This is a genomic window from Bartonella sp. B1098 (assembly GCF_944896145.1).
Classification (GTDB): Bacteria; Pseudomonadota; Alphaproteobacteria; order Rhizobiales; family Rhizobiaceae; genus Bartonella.
In genome coordinates this window covers 41,084-60,185 of sequence record NZ_CALYLP010000005.1, presented here as the reverse complement: position 1 = coordinate 60,185, position 19,102 = coordinate 41,084, and the positions used below count along the sequence as shown (strand labels likewise).

General features: G+C 39.1%; 29 protein-coding genes. 8 read left to right on the top strand and 21 right to left on the bottom strand.

Annotated features, from left to right (window positions below; translation table 11 throughout):
• Positions 1 to 2 precede the first annotated feature (2 nt).
• The gene (locus NNJ85_RS08720) at positions 3 to 539 is read left to right on the top strand and encodes an ImmA/IrrE family metallo-endopeptidase (protein ID WP_254475284.1); all 537 of its coding nucleotides are present in this window, start codon (positions 3 to 5) and stop codon (positions 537 to 539) included.
• A gap of 337 nt (positions 540 to 876) precedes the next feature.
• Here NNJ85_RS08720 and NNJ85_RS08715 read toward each other — a convergent pair whose 3' ends face one another.
• The 15 genes from NNJ85_RS08715 to ssb all read right to left on the bottom strand — a co-directional run bounded on the left by NNJ85_RS08715 (position 877) and on the right by ssb (position 11,709).
• Entirely contained in the window at positions 877 to 1,236 is a 360-nt protein-coding gene (locus NNJ85_RS08715) for a hypothetical protein (protein ID WP_254475282.1), read from the bottom strand.
• 1 nt (position 1,237) lies between these two features.
• Positions 1,238 to 2,314 carry a major capsid protein gene (locus NNJ85_RS08710; protein ID WP_254475281.1) on the bottom strand — a complete coding sequence of 359 codons (1,077 nt, stop codon included), beginning with the start codon at positions 2,312 to 2,314 and terminating at the stop codon, positions 1,238 to 1,240.
• A gap of 12 nt (positions 2,315 to 2,326) precedes the next feature.
• A complete protein-coding gene (locus NNJ85_RS08705) occupies positions 2,327 to 2,695 on the bottom strand; it encodes a head decoration protein (RefSeq protein WP_254475279.1) in 369 nt (122 codons plus the stop codon).
• Complete coding sequence (locus tag NNJ85_RS08700; RefSeq protein WP_371923343.1) at positions 2,692 to 3,033, bottom strand: hypothetical protein; 342 nt, start codon at positions 3,031 to 3,033, stop codon at positions 2,692 to 2,694. The genes NNJ85_RS08705 and NNJ85_RS08700 overlap by 4 nt, the downstream gene beginning before the upstream one ends.
• The gene (locus NNJ85_RS08695; RefSeq protein ID WP_254475277.1) at positions 2,955 to 4,013 is read right to left on the bottom strand and encodes a S49 family peptidase; all 1,059 of its coding nucleotides are present in this window, start codon (positions 4,011 to 4,013) and stop codon (positions 2,955 to 2,957) included. Before NNJ85_RS08695 ends, NNJ85_RS08700 begins: the two co-directional genes overlap by 79 nt.
• Complete coding sequence (locus tag NNJ85_RS08690; protein ID WP_254475274.1) at positions 4,003 to 5,574, bottom strand: phage portal protein; 1,572 nt, start codon at positions 5,572 to 5,574, stop codon at positions 4,003 to 4,005. Before NNJ85_RS08690 ends, NNJ85_RS08695 begins: the two co-directional genes overlap by 11 nt.
• Positions 5,574 to 5,822 carry a phage head-tail joining protein gene (locus tag NNJ85_RS08685; RefSeq protein ID WP_254475273.1) on the bottom strand — a complete coding sequence of 83 codons (249 nt, stop codon included), beginning with the start codon at positions 5,820 to 5,822 and terminating at the stop codon, positions 5,574 to 5,576. Before NNJ85_RS08685 ends, NNJ85_RS08690 begins: the two co-directional genes overlap by 1 nt.
• A gap of 3 nt (positions 5,823 to 5,825) precedes the next feature.
• Positions 5,826 to 7,754 carry a phage terminase large subunit family protein gene (locus NNJ85_RS08680; protein WP_254475272.1) on the bottom strand — a complete coding sequence of 643 codons (1,929 nt, stop codon included), beginning with the start codon at positions 7,752 to 7,754 and terminating at the stop codon, positions 5,826 to 5,828.
• Between the two features lie 30 nt (positions 7,755 to 7,784).
• Entirely contained in the window at positions 7,785 to 8,336 is a 552-nt protein-coding gene (locus NNJ85_RS08675; RefSeq protein WP_254475270.1) for a hypothetical protein, read from the bottom strand.
• Positions 8,337 to 8,714: 378 nt separating this feature from the next.
• On the bottom strand, positions 8,715 to 9,293 hold the full coding sequence (locus NNJ85_RS08670; protein WP_254475268.1) for a hypothetical protein: 579 nt from the start codon (positions 9,291 to 9,293) through the stop codon (positions 8,715 to 8,717).
• The gene (locus tag NNJ85_RS08665) at positions 9,290 to 9,616 is read right to left on the bottom strand and encodes a hypothetical protein (RefSeq protein ID WP_254475266.1); all 327 of its coding nucleotides are present in this window, start codon (positions 9,614 to 9,616) and stop codon (positions 9,290 to 9,292) included. Before NNJ85_RS08665 ends, NNJ85_RS08670 begins: the two co-directional genes overlap by 4 nt.
• Before the next feature lie 445 nt (positions 9,617 to 10,061).
• Complete coding sequence (locus tag NNJ85_RS08660) at positions 10,062 to 10,457, bottom strand: type II toxin-antitoxin system HicB family antitoxin (protein ID WP_254475264.1); 396 nt, start codon at positions 10,455 to 10,457, stop codon at positions 10,062 to 10,064.
• Positions 10,454 to 10,654: a type II toxin-antitoxin system HicA family toxin gene (locus tag NNJ85_RS08655; protein WP_254475262.1), complete on the bottom strand. Its 201-nt coding sequence runs from the start codon at positions 10,652 to 10,654 to the stop codon at positions 10,454 to 10,456. The genes NNJ85_RS08660 and NNJ85_RS08655 overlap by 4 nt, the downstream gene beginning before the upstream one ends.
• Before the next feature lie 64 nt (positions 10,655 to 10,718).
• Positions 10,719 to 11,255 (bottom strand): hypothetical protein, encoded by a 537-nt coding sequence (locus tag NNJ85_RS08650; RefSeq protein WP_254475260.1) that lies wholly within the window; start codon positions 11,253 to 11,255, stop codon positions 10,719 to 10,721.
• 10 nt (positions 11,256 to 11,265) lie between these two features.
• The gene (gene ssb, locus NNJ85_RS08645; RefSeq protein ID WP_254475258.1) at positions 11,266 to 11,709 is read right to left on the bottom strand and encodes a single-stranded DNA-binding protein; all 444 of its coding nucleotides are present in this window, start codon (positions 11,707 to 11,709) and stop codon (positions 11,266 to 11,268) included.
• Between the two features lie 190 nt (positions 11,710 to 11,899).
• Here ssb and NNJ85_RS08640 point away from each other — a divergent pair, with 190 nt between their 5' ends.
• Together NNJ85_RS08640 and NNJ85_RS08635 are read left to right on the top strand one after the other, a co-directional pair.
• Complete coding sequence (locus NNJ85_RS08640) at positions 11,900 to 12,181, top strand: type II toxin-antitoxin system RelE/ParE family toxin (RefSeq protein ID WP_254475257.1); 282 nt, start codon at positions 11,900 to 11,902, stop codon at positions 12,179 to 12,181.
• Positions 12,182 to 12,197: 16 nt separating this feature from the next.
• Positions 12,198 to 12,491, top strand: a complete 294-nt coding sequence (locus NNJ85_RS08635) for a HigA family addiction module antitoxin (protein WP_034988160.1) — start codon at positions 12,198 to 12,200, stop codon at positions 12,489 to 12,491.
• Positions 12,492 to 12,532: 41 nt separating this feature from the next.
• Here NNJ85_RS08635 and NNJ85_RS08630 read toward each other — a convergent pair whose 3' ends face one another.
• The 5 genes from NNJ85_RS08630 to NNJ85_RS08610 form a co-directional block, all read right to left on the bottom strand.
• A complete protein-coding gene (locus NNJ85_RS08630) occupies positions 12,533 to 12,859 on the bottom strand; it encodes a hypothetical protein (RefSeq protein WP_254475255.1) in 327 nt (108 codons plus the stop codon).
• A gap of 182 nt (positions 12,860 to 13,041) precedes the next feature.
• Positions 13,042 to 13,413, bottom strand: a complete 372-nt coding sequence (locus NNJ85_RS08625) for a hypothetical protein (protein ID WP_254475253.1) — start codon at positions 13,411 to 13,413, stop codon at positions 13,042 to 13,044.
• Between the two features lie 88 nt (positions 13,414 to 13,501).
• On the bottom strand, positions 13,502 to 13,927 hold the full coding sequence (locus NNJ85_RS08620) for a hypothetical protein (protein ID WP_254475251.1): 426 nt from the start codon (positions 13,925 to 13,927) through the stop codon (positions 13,502 to 13,504).
• On the bottom strand, positions 13,908 to 14,948 hold the full coding sequence (locus NNJ85_RS08615) for a YdaU family protein (protein ID WP_254475249.1): 1,041 nt from the start codon (positions 14,946 to 14,948) through the stop codon (positions 13,908 to 13,910). Before NNJ85_RS08615 ends, NNJ85_RS08620 begins: the two co-directional genes overlap by 20 nt.
• Positions 14,941 to 15,408, bottom strand: a complete 468-nt coding sequence (locus NNJ85_RS08610; protein WP_254475247.1) for a crossover junction endodeoxyribonuclease RuvC — start codon at positions 15,406 to 15,408, stop codon at positions 14,941 to 14,943. The genes NNJ85_RS08615 and NNJ85_RS08610 overlap by 8 nt, the downstream gene beginning before the upstream one ends.
• Positions 15,409 to 15,477: 69 nt before the next feature.
• On the opposite strand from NNJ85_RS08610, the gene NNJ85_RS08605 reads away from it, so the two are divergent.
• Entirely contained in the window at positions 15,478 to 16,146 is a 669-nt protein-coding gene (locus tag NNJ85_RS08605) for a hypothetical protein (protein ID WP_254475245.1), read from the top strand.
• 258 nt (positions 16,147 to 16,404) lie between these two features.
• On the opposite strand, the gene NNJ85_RS08600 is transcribed toward NNJ85_RS08605, so the two are convergent.
• Complete coding sequence (locus NNJ85_RS08600; protein ID WP_254475243.1) at positions 16,405 to 16,653, bottom strand: helix-turn-helix transcriptional regulator; 249 nt, start codon at positions 16,651 to 16,653, stop codon at positions 16,405 to 16,407.
• An 86-nt stretch (positions 16,654 to 16,739) separates the two neighbouring features.
• Between NNJ85_RS08600 and NNJ85_RS08595 the strand changes: the two genes are divergently transcribed.
• The 4 genes from NNJ85_RS08595 (at position 16,740) to NNJ85_RS08580 (ending at position 19,098) form a co-directional block, all read left to right on the top strand.
• Positions 16,740 to 17,342, top strand: coding sequence for a S24 family peptidase (locus tag NNJ85_RS08595; RefSeq protein WP_254475242.1), 603 nt, complete (start codon positions 16,740 to 16,742; stop codon positions 17,340 to 17,342).
• Between the two features lie 167 nt (positions 17,343 to 17,509).
• Complete coding sequence (locus NNJ85_RS08590; protein ID WP_254475240.1) at positions 17,510 to 17,893, top strand: hypothetical protein; 384 nt, start codon at positions 17,510 to 17,512, stop codon at positions 17,891 to 17,893.
• A 55-nt stretch (positions 17,894 to 17,948) separates the two neighbouring features.
• Entirely contained in the window at positions 17,949 to 18,377 is a 429-nt protein-coding gene (locus NNJ85_RS08585) for an antA/AntB antirepressor family protein (protein WP_254475238.1), read from the top strand.
• On the top strand, positions 18,370 to 19,098 hold the full coding sequence (locus NNJ85_RS08580) for a Rha family transcriptional regulator (RefSeq protein WP_254475236.1): 729 nt from the start codon (positions 18,370 to 18,372) through the stop codon (positions 19,096 to 19,098). Before NNJ85_RS08585 ends, NNJ85_RS08580 begins: the two co-directional genes overlap by 8 nt.
• Positions 19,099 to 19,102 lie beyond the last annotated feature (4 nt).

Here is a 19,102-nt window from a genome sequence, read left to right as displayed (position 1 = left end):
AGGTGTATAAAAGCATTGATTACGAAGTTCCTCCTCATAGTTGGCGCAAAATTAGTTATTTAGCTGGTTTATTTCGAAGAGAATTACAATTGTCAGATGTCCAATATTTTCCAGTAATGGAGTTTATTGAACACATTTTGCCTAATATGAAGCTAGATTTTCATTTACGTATCGCAGATAAGAAAGAACTTGGAAATGTGGGTGGTTTAACTGATCCACAAGGTAAGTTTATCGTTTTAAGAGAAGATATTTATAGAGATGCGTACAATGGTAATGGTCGTGCAAGATTTACAGTTGCTCATGAATTTGCTCACCTCTTTTTACATACAAATTTACCCTTACAACGCGTAATTGATTCTCATGAAATACCTGCTTATCGCAGTTCAGAACGGCAAGCTGATCAGTTTGCCGCTGAACTTTTAATGCCACGTTCAGGTATGTCCAAATTTAAGACTCCAGAAGAGGTTGCTAAGTGCTATAAAGTTTCATTACAAGCAGCAAAGGTTAGAATGAAAACATTAAACATTAAATCAGAATAAAAAGGGTTTGAGTTGCAGCTCAAACCCACAAGAAGTTTACGTCAGGCTAAGGTTTGCTGACGTAAAACCAGACAGGAAACAGCAAGATGCAACCTGTAGCAATAAAAAAATTGTATCATTGTGAATGTCTCCTGTCTAGGTGAATACACCGAGAAAGTTATCTTATGAATAACAAAAATAAAATTCATATTTTTCGAACATGGCGTAGATGCCCTTATACAGGTCAAAAACTTTACGCGAAACACTATGGACGAAAGGCTTGGCGTATTCCAATAAGTAAGTGATGAAAACACAGAAGGGGGATAATTTATTCCCCTTCTGTATATTAGAAACATAATCAAAATTGCTTTTTAGATGAAGATTCGTTACGCAGAATAAGCTTGTACATACCGGATTCAGAGGCTTGTACCTCTGTGACCACGAAGTGGTCTTGAGAAGTATCTTTAGGAGAAATGACCACAACACTATCTTGAGGCTTTGGGGGGAAGCCGCCGATATCATGGATACAGACATCAAGTTCTTTTCGAGGCACTGTTGTGGGAATTCTCCCGCCAGCGTCCGATTCTGAATGTTTAATGCCGTAAATCGCTGTAATCCGAAACGATTGTTGATTGTCTTTTCGCGTGTAGATGACGGGCTGCCCAAAGGTATTGCGTACATCTTGAATCATTTTATGAAGCAACCCGTACCATCGCATGTTATTTGCCTCCACTAACCGCTTTAAACAGCATTTCAGGGCGTGTGCAGATGTAAAGCGGATAGCTATAGACCTCTGGTTTCACCCATGCATTACGGTCGTGATCAATGATCAGCATGGTGTAGAGAGGTTTTCCAACGGTGTTGGCAAAATCCAAGCTTTCTCCCGGTGCAAAGGTTTTTTGGAACACACCAGGCGCATTAGCAGGAAAGAATTGGCATTCATCGGGCTTAATGCCTATGGCGCGTTTTGTCCCAGCTTTCGCACTCACATTATAGTTATGAATACTCCGGTAATTAATGAAAGTAACACCCGCAAAATCAAAACTCCCAAAGCTTCCAGAACCAATGGCACTTGGTGTTGCAACACCTCCAGCACTATTGAGTGTTTGTGCAAGCGCTGTGTTGAGATAGGTCTCACGAATTGTTTTATGGTTTTTCAATTTGGAAAAAAATTCATTTCCACAAAGCCCAATAATCCGTGAACGATCAGAAAATGCCCCCTTTGAAGCCTCAATCATTCTCATGATGACTTGATCAACATGGTCGGCAACATTTGTTGTCTCAACATTCAGTTTAAAATCAATAGGCTTTGGGGGTGTAATTTCCCATTCCTTGTACCAATCAACAATAACAGAGCCATCGGCATCAAGCACAACACCTTGAACAGCGCCAAGCTGCATATTTTCCCATGTCAATTCAATTTCAGAAATCAGTTTCTTTTGTTTTCTAGCAATATATTTCATTGCTGTCTCGAGTTGATCTTCTGTACCAAATTCACGTCTGTTTTGGATTTCTTCAGATTTCACCGTATCACTTTTGGCAATCCGTGTTGTTTTGAAAAACCTTAGATTACGCCCCTCTCTATCTCCTTCAACCAAAGGGGCACCCCGTTCACTGGTTTGAATCAAGGACAATGTATTGTCACGTCTTTCAATGCCAACCACTGTGGTGCTTGTTTCCACTTCTTCAAAAAGATCAAGAGAACTAATCAGACCAGGTTGAAACTCATAGTTTTCAATCGCTTTCATCATGGTAACAGCAGAGAAAGCATCGTGTTTAAAAAAGTTCATATCCATGTGCGCATTCTCCTATCGCAACAGTATTTTGTTATTGTCTTCTAAGGACTGAATGGCAGCACTTTTCTGTTCATCGGTGATGGCATCTGGCCATAGGAGTTCAGAAGCCTTTACGGTACTCAAGCGCGCTGTAATGACTGCGCGTTGATCTGCCTCTGTTACATCAACAGTGGCATAAGAAATCCCTGCCGGCGTTTGACTGCCATCTGATAGTGCTGGATTAAGGGGAACATATTTTCCCGTTGCTGTTACTTTTCCCATAACAGTGCCGGCTTCAACAAATGCCCCTGATGCAAAAACTACTTCTTCATTGGACATATCCGTGTCATAGCGTCCAAGATAAGCGCCATTGCGAACATCTTCATAAAAAACTTGACTCATTTTATTGCCCTCCAAGCTGCTTCCCATTTTGTATGAATTTTTGCCTTGCTCGCCCCATCACTATGGGGCGCTGTGGTCGAGAGTTTTAAAGAGGAACTTTTCGAGACAGCAGCAGATAAGACAACATTTTTAGCCTTCTCAACATTCATGCCGCTTTGAATGGCTTTTGCGGCATCAAAGGAGACACCTAAACGCTTTGCTTGCTTTTCAAGGTTTGTCAGTGCCTGTGCGCGTTTTCTTTCCTTTTCAAGAGCAGCTTTTATGGTTTCTTGCTTATCTTCGTTGTCTTCCTCTTCTTCTTCATCATCATCGTCGAAGTCTTCGGCATCTTCGTCAATGTCGAGAGTGTCTTCTTCGTCTTCATGGATGACGTCGACAATCTTTTCATCATCGTCTTCTCTAGCGCGATAGTGTGTGCGTGCCATGTGTTTTTTCCTTCTTTTATTGCTGTTGGGGGTGAGTTAATGGAAGCTGTTAAGGCTTCCAAAGCTTGCGCAAGGGGCCCCTGCGCATCTGCTAAGCCAAGCGTGATGGCTCGGGCACCTATAAAAGTTTCTGCTTTTGTGTCGTGGATTGCAGCCGCATTCAGAGGTCTGTTTTGTGCAACCAAATCCACAAACATCTCGTAGAGCAGGGCGCAATCTGCTTGTATTTTTATCTGTGCTGTATCGCTCAAGGGTTTGTGAGAGTTTCCATGAACTTTGTGATCCCCTTCAAATATAAAAGTCCATTTAAGCCCATGTTTTTCATCCGCACGGGACTGGTCAAGGTGCGCGCAAACAACCCCAATGGAGCCCACAACACTCGTGCGTGCAATCCAGATTTGAGAAGCAGAACAAGCAATGGCATAAGCTGCAGAACAAGCAACTTCATTGGCATGCGCCCAAATGGGTTTATTATATTTTTTTGAGAGTGCTTGAAACTCTTCCACAAGATCAAACACACCGCCGGCTTCTCCACCGCTACTGTCAATATCCAGCAATATCGCGCGAACATCAGGCTGCTCAATGGCTTCACGAAAAGAAGCTCTCAAACCTTCATAAGAGGTTAGACCCGATAAAGCCCCAAGCCATGCACCACGGCGTACAAGCGTGCCGTGAACCGGTATGATGGCAATATTGTTTTGCACCACGTAAGTTTCTGGTGGTTTTAAACGAGCACCATCTTTTTCTAACAATGCTCTCACAGTAAACTTTTCTCCTGCAAAAAGCCGTGGTGCAAGAGCATTGAGAATAATATCAAGCTTTGTGGAGGCAAGCATGAGGGGAACACCAAAAAGCCGGGATGCCAAAAACGGCATATCAAGATTATTCGCCATTTGCATGTGCCTTACTGTCTTGGTTACTTTCATAAGTTTCAGAAGTCTCTGAATCTTCCGTATCAATCAGTTGATTGCTAGCAGAGGGCGCTAGCGCATTATCGGTATCAAAGGATAAACCCCGCGTGCGCGCATCTGTGCGTTCTTCTTCGAGTTCGGCATGAATGTTATCAATATCAAAGCCCCGTTCAGCCAACGCCATACGCCGTGTTTTCAAGCCAGCACGAATTTCTTCTTTTTCTGCCGAGATATCCTTGATGGGATCAATCATTTCAAGGGGTGGTGCAAAGCTTTCACATTGAAGCCATGGCAAGGAATTTTCTTCCCATCCGGGTAAATTCACGCATCTGCCAAGCACTGCCATTTCGACAAAACGTGCCCAAATAATGCGGTTAAACTGAAAAGCAATGATATGTTCACGCCATTGTTTAACATGGCGTCTAAATTGAATGATGGAGGTTCGCACATTGGAAAAGTTTCCCCGTGTAACATCCCCTGTCACAACGGCATAAGGCATATTGAGAGCAGAACAAATTTTCAAGATATTGCGAAATTGAAAAGCCTCATAAGAACCTCCAACCTCAACAGGATTTGAGAATGTAATTTGTTTTTCACCATCGACCACGTTAACCGAGCCAGGGTAAATTGGATGCTCTTCGGGGACCTCTTCAATCTTCTTTTCCACCCTCTGTTCAGTTTTCGTTTTTTCACGATTCTCCTCTAACTCTGCCTCATGAGATTCCTTGCCTGTAATAAACACTGCAAAAAGAGCCGCTGTTTTTTTTCGTTCAAGTTCTGCATCATCATAGGATTCGAGTTGAAAGATTTTTGTCATAGAGCGCGTTATTTTGGGAGAACCGCGCAATTGTCCGGCAATACGGCGCTCTTTGATATGAATGACCATTTCAGCAGGCACACGTATGCGCTCTTGACTCTCAAAGACTGTATTGGAAGGGCAATCATCATAGGGGTGATGTTTCCAAAAATGATAAGCAACACGCTTACCACTGGCATCGAATTCAATTCCCATACGAATGTAATTGCCTTCAATCTCAGCCGGTCCATTATAGGCAAGGTCCAACATTTCAGTAGGATAAACTTGCAACTGAAGAGGCACACCAGAGCGTCCATAAAGGTCAACATAATGCAATCTTACAAAGCATTCACCAGTTAAAAAGACTTCTCGCGCAATGGTTGCTTGCAGACCATAAAAGCTGGCATCTTCATCATAGTCTGCTTCATCAACCCATTGCCACCATAAGTCTAAAAGCTTTTTCTTTTCTTCTTGAAAGCCTTCAATGCGAGGATAAGGTTTAATCCCATCACTTACAGCTGCAGAGACCCATTCCTCCGTTGCAGAACCATAAAGAGATTCATTGTCATAAAGCCATCTTGAACGGGCAACAATGGTATCTCCGCATTCTTCAATGGCTTTATTGATATGTTTTTTTGCGGGGTCAAAACCACTCATACGGCGGCTTTTGCTTGCCGCTTCAAAATGGGGATTGTGTTGACGAGAAATTTTAAAAAAGCCCGTAATTTTATTGAACAAACCAGCCATTAATAGCCTCGTGATATGTTAAAATAGAACACGCGTGCACTTTTACGCCCTTCAAGGTCCGCTATTTGCCTATTCAGCATCTCAAGCGCTCTGCGAAGTTCCTCAACAGAGCGGTTGCTGACTTGCTTATCGCCGTGACGCACTGATTGTGCTCCCGAATAAAGAGCCTCTTCAATTTGCTCACGTCGCCTTTTTAAACTTTCCAGTCTCGAAAATTTGCTGTTCATTGGTTCTAAAGTTTCATCCACAAATTACCTCCAATCCCCTCGCATATAAGGATTCATCATTGTTCTGAATGGCTTCTTTTTAGGCTGTGCTGTCTGAGATCTTCTTGGAGAAGTGAATGAAGAAATCCCAGCTGTTGTCTGCTCTACAGAGCCTTCAACTTTAAGCTTTTCCAAACGTTCTTCTAAGATATCGACTTCTCGATTAAGGTTTATTCCTGCCGAAATCAGACCTTGTAAAGCCGCATAAGCGTAGACCCTACAGTCCAAGGCTTCATTCCTTGCCTTTTCACTTTTTTGCCATTCAATACGCTTAAAGCCTTTAAAATATTTGATTACTTTTCTTTCAGCGGTTAGTTGGTCAAAATATTCTCGATCAAGGCTTTTGTGAAAGTGTGTTGCACCAGCCCCCGTTGCTTCAGGACCCGATTTTTTAAAGCGCGCTGTAATGATATCTTTCGCCGCATCCACTCCAACAATATAAAGATTAATCTGTCCTTTGTTGTTTCTGCTTGGTCGGCGTGGCCATACCGCTCGCCAACCAGCTTGTCCCTTAATGCCCCAGATACGCCGCCCCTCACGCGGGCGCACATAATTATAAACAGCCTGTGTATGTCCACCACCAGTATCAATACAAGCCGCCGTTATCCTAATACCCTCTTTATAGCCTGGATGTGGCCAACGTTTTGCAAGATATTCATCCAGTTGGTCCCATACTTCAAAAGAAGAGGGATCACCAAGGATAACTTGATAATCAATATGCCAGCTTTCTTCGCTGCGTCCCCATCCCACCACTTCAAGCTCTAAACGGTCATTTTGCACATCAATGCCTGCTGTCAACACGACAGCTTGTTCTGGTGCTAAAGGATATTCTTCGCGCTTTGCATAGAGACTGTCTGGATCAACAACTTCACCGGTTCTATCCTCCCATGGTTCTCCAAGCACTGTATTGACAAAAGGCTGTAGAAGGGCTGGATCATCTTTGGCATTTAAAAACTCTCTTGCACATTCCCCCCAAGTAAGCCAAGGGGAATAGAGTGCAGAAATATGATAAGAGCGCAAATTGGGTCTGCTTGACTCACTCGTTGGAACCCAACATGCGCCTCTTTCTTCACACATCAAATCCGTTTTTCGGTGTTCGGCATGCTCATGACCACAATGGGCACAAACAAAAACAGCTTTTTCAGGGGCACCTTTTGGCCATTTAATTTGTGACCAAACAATAGGTTGGAGTACACCACACGCATCACAAGGGACATTGTAATATCGCTGGTCTCCTAGCACAAAGTCCTTGGCAATACGGCTTGTGTCACGGTGTGTGGGCGTGGACAATTTAAAGATCTTTCGTTGTACAAAGGTTGATGTGCGCTTTTCCGCAATCATCACTGGATCCCCTTCGTTATCGACACTGAGAGGATAACCATCAACCTCATCCAAAATCAGATAACGAATAGGCATAGAGCGCAAACCAGCAGCACTGTTGGCTCCTGTAAGCATTAACGCTCCACCATCAAACTCTTTCGAAAACATCGTATTACCACTGTCACGCGCACGAGCAGGGGCTATACGTTCACTTAAAACGGGACTTGCCATAATCATGGGGTCAAGCCGCGTCTTTGAAAGCTTCTTAGCTGTCTCAACGGTAGGCATGACATAAAGGGCTGGTCCTGGACTATAATGAATAGCATAACCACAAAAGTTCAGTCCCGCCTCTGACATGCCAACTTGCGCCCCTTTCATGACAATGGTTGTTTCAACCGGCACGTACGAGGAAAGATTATCCATGATTTCGCGCAAATAGGGGGTGCGTTTTGTTCTCCACAATCCAGGTTCAGCACTTGCTACCGTGCTAAGGTATCTATTCTTATCCGCCCATTGAGAAACCGTATACGGTGGGTCCGGTTGTCTTGCATCATTGGCATTGGCGAAAAATTCTGTAACAGCATTCTCATCCATTATTCATTCTTTGCTCGCCCCAAAACTCTCTCATTCTGGAGGTTGAGGATCATGATAAGGAACTGGAATATGAACAGCTTCAAGCAAAGCCTTTCGTATGTAATAATCAATGGCACCGATTAGGCTTGCAGCATCACATCCAACTTGTGCGGCAATGCTTGCACCAAAGCGGTGAGGAAAATTCAACATGGCATCACGGTGTGCTCTTCCAAACTCACGTGCTGCTCTCTTTACTTCTTCACGGTCAACGGTTGTTTCGCGCAAACGTTCAAGAGCAATCTTTTCGCTTTCAAGGGCAACTTGCATTCGCTCCAGTTTAATCTTGTATTCATTTGCTGCATCTGATGAGACTTGTTTTATCTTAGTTCGTGGTTGACCATCTGGTGCTAAAAATGGGGTAGGGCGCTTTGTTGGATTCTCATTCCATATGGCTGTAGCAAGCGCTTCATTAACAGAACCATCTTCAAAAAGAGCCTTATCAAATTTACCCGTTTTAAAACGAGAAACCACCGCATTGGGTGAAACACGCATCTTTCTTGCAAAGGCACGAAGCGATAAACCTTTTCGAGATTTCTTATTCATAATGCTCCTTGCTTTCTTCTTTTCCCTAAGAAGTAAGTTTTACGGCATATCAGGATAAAGAGAGATTTATGGTCCTATCTGAAAAACAAGCTTCAATATGATAAGAAAATACTTAACACATTAAATTCGTTATTTATCAATATGTTAAGTGTACAATGTACAGTCGATTTAAAAATTCTGTCGCTAGCGATAGTTCGCGCTCGCCTGCCCCGCAACGAAGCCAACCCGCTGGAAAGTACCTTTTGCATTGATTTTATTGGTTTTTTTATGGACAATACAAAGCATAAGTGATGATCTGTTTTTAAAATTGTAATAAGAATATGTAATGTATGAACCAATAAGGATATGTAATATAGAGATAGAGCTTAAGAACATGATCTAGCCTCTTTTATTGGCAGCGTATTCTTGACGTTTAAGTTGGCTTTGAATATTTTCGATTAATCTTTCATTGGCTTTTTTTACAATAGCATTTGTAATCTCTGGTTTGGACATAACTGTAGCAATTGATGGTCCTTCTTGTTTTGCAATAGGGAATTGGTCCCCGTCGGCTCTTTGAAACACATTCCCTCCCATTTTTAAATCAACCCGCTTAGGAAAACTTCCTCCCTTGATGAAACCATGGGGCAAGATTTGTTGTTTCCCAAATATTGTGTAAGTCACACCGTGTTTTGTTTCTTTTGCTTGAAAAAATTTAAGAGGCAAGGGTGTTCCAGAACCAATGATATCTGTCTCGAGAAACTGTGCGGTAGCCTTGTCTTTAATATAAACACCTTTTTTAACGCGCTTTGGTTGGGCGGATGAGAGGTAGGCAACTTGCTTCTCAGTAAAGCGCTCGACTTGCTTTGCTGCGGTGTTAACAGCATTCCGTAAAGCCCAATTAAGGCGTGGTGCTTGAAGATTGCTAAAGGTATCTTTTACCTGTTGAAGATACCATTCTTGATGGATGATTAATTTCAATTTTTAAGCTTTTTAGCAGGAGGTGTTGATGACTTGGAAGCTTTAGGTGTTTCGGTCTGTTGAAGTGAAGTTTCTTGTGCCGCGGGTTCAGAAGATGTTTGTAGCACTTCTTTTTCGATTGGCTTAGTCTGTTCAATTACCTTTTCAGATTTTGTTGTTGTTTTGCTTTCAACAAAGGGTTTTGCGGCGTTTGCTCGTTTAAGTCGTGCATAGACTTGATTGGAAATCTCTACAAATGGATTACTTGAAGTTGATGGTTCAAAACGAATAGTGCTTTTGTTATCGCCAACAACACACATTGGTTTGGTGATGATTGCTTTCATCTTGACTCCTTTTGAGGTAATTAATTAATGACATCATTGGTCAATTAATGGCTTTTGATGTGTGCAAAATAGATAAGCCAATTTTATCAATAAAAACAGTAAGTTAAACTACTTTTAAAGCTTAATATTTTAACAAATTTTAGGGGATATTTTTGAATTTTAGATACAATACAACCCGGGACAGCACTGACATTAAATAAAAATTTTCACACATTGTCAACAGAAAAATCTAAATATTGTATAATTTCTATTTTAAAGCAAAATATATAGAATTCTGAAAACATTTTACATGTTATAAATTAATTAAACAGTTATTGTAGCAGGGAAGAGAAATGACAGATACAGAAATATTAGATGCCATGTATATGATATCAATGATAGTCATATTCCTCTTAACTATAGCGTTTTGTTTACCTTCTGCTTTTTGATTTTCATTAATATATAGCTAAATATTAAGCTCATGGCGGGCTGCTGTTGCCAAAAAAGCAGATCTTGTTAAACCTCTCTCTTGTGCACAATTATCAATTGCACGTAACAGTCCTCGTTCAATTGATATATTGGTACGTACTACTTCTGCATCATTTTCAATAAAAGGAACTTGTATTAAAAAAGCTCCTTGTGACAAAGCTTTTTTAACAGCTTTCTGTTGTATCACTTCTTCAAATTTTAAAGGAACAGGCACTGTATCCATATCTTCACAATAAAGTTGTAAGGCTTCGGTAGCATTTATGATAAGATTTTCTTCTTCATCAGCAGCAGAGAATAAACCTCCAAAATCAGGAAACTGAACACCAAAAGCAGAATCTTCATCTTTATGAACAAGAGCAAAAAATCTTTTCATTCTTCTTCTCCTTTTTTTAACCAGCATGCTTGTAGTGCAATAGAGCGCGCTGTACCAATTGGAAGATTTTTCTTAGGATGTGGAACAACAACAACCATACCATCTTTTTTAAATTTATGGTGTGAACCCTTTACTTTAACAAGTTCAAAGCCGTCGCGTTTTAATTTTGCAATTATCTTTCGGCTGTTTTGTTCCATTCCCCAATCTCTCAATGTGTATATATTTACATACTGTACTTTTTCTTATTTTAAGTCAATCTTTTTAATAACCAAAATATTTTTGGAGAGTATTAAGAACGATACGTAATGAAGGTATAAGATGTGGTAGAGGCTGATCTTCTACAACAAGATATTGTAATGCAGCATAAAAATTGTGCTGTCTGTAAAGGTGTTGTGTTTCTTTTATTACCTCTTGCATATTAAAAAATTGTTTTGTTGCAAATTCAACCCATTTCTCTCTTGCTGCTTCATCAGAAGATGAGGGCATTTCATTATAAATTGCACTAGGCAATGTTTTTGCACATAAATAATCATTTCTTACTTCAAGATATTTTTGTGCAGCATCGTATTGATCTTGATTGAGATTTCCTTGTAAGTAAAGCCGTCCGATATAAGTCCCGGAAAGCGGATTTTTAGCTTCTTCTATGGTCAAACCAAAGTGTTTAACACGCATTTCTATTGCCAATTTATCGATAGGATCACGTGGCATTTTTGTCCGTGAGATACGACCATTGGGTTCTCTGATACATCCTTCAATGCGTGGTCGACCACGTTTTGCTCGTTTTTTTCTTTTTGTCATATTTTTTCAATCAGAATGGCATGCTGTCATTAAGAGATACGCTATAATCGGAGGCACCAGAGGCTATAGCATAATTTTGAGAAGTCACGGGGGAGGGGGGAGATTGCTCTTTCTTTGCATCAAGTAAATACAATTCGCCTTTGTATTGTGACAAGACAATTTCTATTGTGAAGCGGTCAATACCGTTTTTATCTTGCCATTTACGGGTTTGTAATTTTCCTTCTACATAAACCTTTGAACCTTTGTTTAAGTATTGAAGAGCGATTTTTGCCAAATGTGGATTAAAAACCACCACGGAATGCCATTCTGTTTTCCCTACTTTTTGCTGTGTATTTTTATCTGTATAGCTTTCAGAAGTAGCCATGCGAAAATTGACGACTTCAGCACCAGAATTCATTGTTTTGCTTTCGGGATCTGCCCCTAAATAGCCAATTAAGATCACTTTATTCAACATGTTTGTAAGTTCCATTTGATTTGCATTTTATATACGTAAAATCCTATCATAATTTGTTTATTTTTTCAATTATTTCAAAAGGATATTATTATTTATTAACATATAACATTATATTTTAAAGCGCTTTGTGATCAATAATCAGTTGACAAAGTGTATTGTGTATCGTATCAGTATACAAAAGGGGTCATATATGGCAATCGTTAGTTTTAAGCATAAAGGGTTGAAGTTATTCTTTGAAAGAGGAATTGTTAAAGGAATACAGCCTGCACATGCTAAAAAACTAGCAAATATTTTAGTGATTTTAGATACGATATCCGCTCCTGAACAAATGACGATTAAATCATACCGTCTTCACGAGCTTACAGGTGATTTAAAGGGTTATTGGTCTATGCGTGTCAATGCAAATTGGCGTGTTACTTTTCGTTTCATTGGAACAGATGTTGAACTGGTTGATTACCAAGATTACCATTGATTTTTGAGGTGTTATTATGATGTACAATCCCCCACACCCTGGTGGCATTTTGAAAGAAGAATTGCTTGATGAATTGGGATTAACAGTAACAGAGGCTGCAAATCATCTTGGTGTTGCACGTTTAACTCTATCACGTGTTTTAAACTGTCATGCGGCAATCAGTATTAACCTTGCTTTACGCTTAGAAAAGGCTGGTTTAAATGATGCGGAATTTTGGCTTAAATTGCAACAAAAGCATGATCTATGGCAAGCACGGCATAATAACCCCATACCGGATATTTCGTCTTTAGAGCAAGTAAGCCATCCTTAGCAGTTAAGACTTGGCTTGTCCGATTTTTCGCTTAAAATACATCAAATGGCTTTTGATAATTTTTTGATTTCTTTGTTGATTTCATCAATGAGAGGTTCATAATCGAGAACACTTCTTGGTAAATTACCACCATAAACCCACGCCTTCACTTGCGCTTTGGTGCTAAAATCCGCATTCTCTGGTATGGTGTAATACTGACCACCATCAAACATTTCACACTCTCTTGTGCCGTCTTTATATTCGTAGAGGTTGTAAAAATACTCTGCTGCTCCATCTCCCCATGGAACATATCCAACAGCCGTTGCTACGAACTTTTTTTGCATGGGCTGTTTACGGTTTATTAAGGATAAATATTTTAAAATTGACATGCTTTAATCTTAATTTTACCTATGGGCTTATTTGCCTCAAATTTTACCGTATAGAGCGTTTTATATTACAGATGTGGTTTTCATCATAAAATCTTTAAATCGCCTTGTACGGTATTATTTTGTCGATTTAAACACACATCTAATCTCAAAACGATCAGCACTTTTCACTATTTTGCTGTTTTTTAGTAATCTATTCTGAATTCGCCTGTTATGAGTTCATGAAGAGTTTTAGCTCGTGAAAGCAGATCTTTTTCAAGCTCTTCGCAATATTCAGAAAAATCTGATGCTCTTGGAATAAATTTTTTAGACATGCCTTCTACTTTGCCCTGTAAAATGCGTTTTAAAGCCTCTTTCAAAATCAACAAGGAAACACCTTTGAGTTCAGTTTGATAAGCTTGAGCAGACGTATCACAATCCATATCTTTTCGCATTTGAAAGCCACCACAAGAGAATAAGCGAAAGGTGTTAATGATATCATCATTGGAAGCTTTTACGGCAATAAGTCTGTGAAGCCATAGGCAAGCTTCAAGTGCATTTCCTTCGTTTACACGCATCAGTTTTTCCCATGAATTGTTCATGAAAAACTTGATGATTTTTTCTTCATTTGGTTTTTGTTTTAAATTTTCCATATAATCACCTATTTTAAGCTATCGCTTTGGTTTGGTTAAGTAAAACAACATTTTCTCTTTTGTTTGTATTCATGATAGCTTTGCAAATAATCTTGGCTTTTGCCAAAAGGTCCAATTCTAATTTTTTGCAATATGACGCAAGCTCCGAAGCACTTGGCATGAATACTTTGGATATTTCTTCTACTTCACCACGTGCAATCCGTTTGATGGATTCTTGTAGGATTACAGATGAAACTCTTTCAAGAGCCATGCCGTAAAAAAGAGCAGAAAAATCATGATCCATATCTTTGGGGGTTTTCATTCCAGAAGAAAGCAAACGAAAAGCAAAAGAAATCTCATCAGCAGAAGCTTTTTTAGACACTAATTCCTCTAACTGTAGGCAAGCTTTAAGGGTATTCTGCTCTTCCTGTACGGTCATCTCATATCCAGGTTTCAGCATTGTTGGAAATCCTTGGTTCACATGCTTTAAAGCTTGTGTTAAAAAAACCTCTATCTGCGAAATCTTTGATGCGTTCTGCAATGATTTCTCCATTGCTTTTTTGTCTTTGAGAGTAATTTCCATTGTTTCCACCATTGTTGTTTGTGTTTTTTTCTTTCTCTAAATCTTCAATTTTTTTTCTTACCCAGTTACGCCATGTTGCTTGCCAATCACGTTTGCTAGCGTCCTTACCCGTCTTGGCATTCCAATAATCTCGAAACTTTGCGATCTCGATTTTGATACGCTCTGGAGGCAAGCCCTCTGCAATGGCAAAATCATAATCGGGTTCAAAATCCGCAGGCAATCGACAACCTCGATCAGTGTTAACCTGCTTGGCTTTCTTAGGAACGCTTTCTTGCTCGTGAATGGGAGGTTGGTTTTCTGATGATGTTTCGATTTGTTCTGATTGGCTTTTGAGAGCATCATCTTCTGTTGGCTCTTCAAGCAAATCGTTTGTTTCTAAATTTTCAGAATTAATTTCTTTTTTTGCTAAAACGATAGTTTTAGTTTTTTTATATATATTCTTATTCTGGTTCTTTATAGCTTGATTTTGCTTAGCGTTTGCTTCAGCAAAAAAAACGTTTTGCTTATCATTTGCTTCAGCAAAATTATTAACATGTTGTTTTATCGCATTTTTTGCTTGCGCACCTTTTTTACCAGCTTCACTACGAACTTGTGATATGTGGTCTTTTTTATCCGAAAAATCTTTTAGCTCTTCTTCAACACGCGTATTCCACAATCCATCATCTGTCTCAATAAGTTTATCATTCCTTATGAGATACTCGACAGTCGTTGAGAATTTTTTTTGTGAACAATGACAAACCCGTGCAAGCGTTTCAAAATCTGTTTTAAGTGGTGCTTTTTTTTCATACATAAGAACAAGAAGGGTTATATAAATCCCCCGTTGTTCAGATGTCATTCCATTTGTACCACTTATCCAGTCATACAAATGGAATCTTATCCATGGCATACCATTAGACATGTGTGCCCCCTTCTTTCTTTAAATATAAAATTGCTAAAGCATCTGCTTCGTTGTCATCTTTAGGCGCGTGCCCTTTTGCATACATCGCCTTAATCATTTCTACTTTTGAGGCGTTTCCTTTTCCTGTCGTTGCTTTCTTAATTGTGCTAACAGGAATGCCTTCATACGGTATCTGATGATGTTCACACCACGCCGTTAAGGTTGCTAACAAACCGCCATACACATGGGCTGCATCAGTACCGATATGCCGGCGTACTTCTTCAAAATACACGGCATCAATGCTGCCTACTGCCTGCTTTATTTCTGATAGCCCCCCCTTAAAGCGTAAGTAACGCATTCCACCGCCTTCAAAACGGCGTGATTGAAAATGTTCTGTATCGCTTGTTATGTGACCATCAGCACCGCATATAGCCCAACCAGTCTTGGTACCTAGATCAAGACAGAGAATCGTGTTAGTCATTTACTATTCCATTTAAAATATTTTTACAAAGCCGTTTGACGGTAATTATTTTCGAAATAAAGGTGGAAAATGCCTGATAATGATGCAATTCAAAATGTAAACAATCAAGTAAACAGCATTCCACTGCAACCTTTGTTTATTACGTCTTGTTATGAAGAGTTTGCTGATGATATTGCGTGGTTTAATTTTCACAATATAACCCCCTTTGATATTAAGTTGCATTCTGTTTCTGGTGTTTACTGTCGGACACCATGTAGTGATATTAAATGGGAATATACTAGTTCTTGGCCTGAAGTATTTCTTTCTGTTGGTCAATTTAATGCCCCTTGTGTACCTTATTGCCATAATATCGAAGATAGAATTCATTTTATAAGTCCACCTGAAGCGCCAGAGGTAAAAGTATTATTAGGACCTATAAATATTCCAGCCCATACAAAATGTTTTGCTATCATAGGAATGCAATTTTGGGCCGATATTAGTGAGACAGAGGGGGCTTCTATTAAACTCACTTTTCAATTTTCTCCGACATATGATTTCACAAAAATTTTTAGTACTAATATTTTTTTAGAACGTGTATTGCTATATTCTCCTAAAGAAGAAGCTAAACGAATCCAAGCATCGTGGGATGAAATGGAAGTTGCAGCAGATCGCTTAAAAGCATATCAATTACGATGCTCTTCATCTAATATAGAGACTGCTTATTATGCTTCTCAAATAATCCATGAAACTTCTCTTTGAAAGCTTTTGTGTCACCATGTATCTCTAAGTACAACATTGGTCCTAGAGTGCTTTTAGCTATTAAATGCTTGTGTTCATCAAAAGAAAAATTCCAATCAGAATTACTAAAAACGAGCGTGCACCCCTCTGGTAAGCCTATTGCATATATTAAATCGTCTGAAGTACTAAAAGTATAACGTGGTGTTTTTTTCATTTTCCCCCTTAAGGTTGTTGTGTATTTATCTGCACGCCATGATGACATGCACAGTGATTAAGCTTTTAAAAATTGTGCTGCTGGTGCTCGTTATTATCTGTAGAAGCAGGTGTGAAAGCAGGCATAGAACTGCTCTTTAATTGTTGTAGTTTCAGATAACTTTTTAATGATAATCCTTTGCCTTGTTCCCAACGACAAACAGAAGCTTGCTTAACGCCTAAAAGGTCTGCTAATTCCTTTTGTGTTAGAGATAAACACTTTCGGATAGATTTAATCTTTAATTTTTCCTCTGTGCCCATTTGAATTGAATCCATTATCTTTAACCATATACGCAATTGTATACAGTTTATTTAAAAAAACAATAGATTTTTTTAAATTTAAAAATCATAAGTGATTAATTATGACAAAAAACATCATTGCTACATTGCAAATATTGCAATCTGAATTTGGTCTCAGCCAACAAGATCTTGCAGAGAGATTAAATGTAACCCAAGCAACCATATCAAGATGGTTGGGGAGTGAGTCAGATCCTAGAGGTTCACATAGAGATGCAATTCTAGAACTATATAAAAGCTTAAAGGGCTATAACCAAATTACTACACTCGTTCCTATTATGGGGTATGTAGGAGCAGGACTAGAGATTGATACAGATGTTGAGCAAATTCCAGAAGATGGGCTTGAAACAGTTGAAATACCATTTGATTTACCTTTTGAAGCATTAGGTTTCATGGTCCGTGGAGATTCCATGTATCCTGTGTATAAAGATGGTGATTTAATTGTAGTTAAACATCTGCAAACAAAGCCAGTAAGCGATTATTATGGTGATGAAGTTGTTGTTCTAACAGAAGATAATAGGCGATTCATCAAACAAATTACTCGTTCTCTAGAGGGCATTGTACTTAAATCATGGAATGCAGACCCTATTAAAAATGCTAAGATAAAATGGGTTGGAGAAATAGTTGCAATACTACCACGTAAATCTTATCGTCCACTTATGAAATAAGTCCAGCAAAGCTTTTGATTCTATTATTCTGAAGCTAATATTTATACACAAATGTAAAAAAAGTGGAATATTCGTAATTTTTCTCTTGATTTTATTTATACGTTTGCGTATAAGTATTATATCAATTAACACAAACAATCGCTACTAGGCGTTAGGGAGGGGAAATTATGGAAAAGCCAATTCTCATAAATTCTAATGAAATTCTCTTAGTTCATTTAGTTTACTTCGATAGAGATGAACACATTGCAGAATCTGGACCGCTTGATGCAAGTCAAATTCTAAGCATTGTTAATGGGGTAGATGATGTTATCCAAATCTTTCGTATAAATCCTTCTGAAAAGAGTTGTGAAGATATCTCTGAAGAGATTGCAGACGCATATGTAGAAAAAAATATCGACCATCTCCATGAGGAGAGTGTGGTTCATTACTTTGTACGCGAAAGTGATACTTACAATGACCTTTTAGATGATTTAGCAAAAGAAAGATATAATGATGAGGTCTACGGTACTTATGAACAACAGCACCGTTTGCGTCCTTGTGATGTGCTTTAAAATTTTGAAGGGCGTTTCTAAAAGCCCCCCCTTTTCCCATCATATGAGGTACGTAATGAAAAATTTTATCCCTACTCATAATATCATAATTAAACAAAAAACCATTCAAACTGTTAGCGCTCGTGACTTGCATGCATTTTTGGAAGTCAAAGCCGAGTTTAGAAAATGGATAGAAAACTGTATTAAAGATTTTTCTTTTCGAGAAGATATCGATTTTGTCACATCTACTAAAAAATTACCATCACGGGGTGGTCCTTCTAAAGATTATGCTCTCACTTTAAACGCAGCAAAACACATTGCCATTTGTGAACCTAATCTCAAAGGTAAACAAGTACGTCAATATTTTTTGGAATGTGAAAAAAAAGCAAAAGCAACAATCGATTATTCAAAACCTGAAACATTAGAAGAAATCTTAAGACATCTCAAACAGCAAATTAAGCACAATGAAAATGTTCTCACAACGAATGGAGTGAAGCATGCATAATCTTATGACAGTAGAAGAAAACAATTTTAATAACCAAACCATTCAAACTATGTCCAGTCGTGAAATTGCTGAACTATGTAGTAAACAACACGCACACATTATGCGCGATATTAGGCAAATGTTAGGGGAATTATACCCTGAAGAGGGTCAATCCAAATTTGGATCCACCTATTTAGACAAACAAGGCAAGCCCCAAAACTGCTACCATCTACCCAAACGTGAGTGCCTCATCTTAGTTTCGGGTTACAGCATGACATTACGTGCTAAGATTATAGACCGTTGGCACGAATTGGAAAAACAAGTGGTAGCACCACAAATCGACTATTCAAGTCCAAAAGCTATGATTGGCTTTTTGAATTACCTCCAAGGGCAAATAGATCAAAAAGACAACATTATTGAAGATTTAACACCAAAAGCCATGGCACTTGAAAGTTTACAGCGCCATGATGGGCTCTTTGGTCTTACAGAAGCGGCTAAAATACTCGAGATGCAACCAAAACAATTCATTCAATTTTTACAGCAAAAAGGTTGGATTTACAGACGTGCAGCAGGGGGAAATTTACTCCCTTATCAAGACAAAATCCAAAAGCAACTGATGGATTGTCCAACCATCACACTTCAAACCGCCAGTGGAATAGAAAAAGTCATTCCTTGCGCAAAAATTACCACAAAAGGCATGGGGTTGCTGTCTCAAGAGCTTAAAAGACAAAGCATGCATTAAGGGA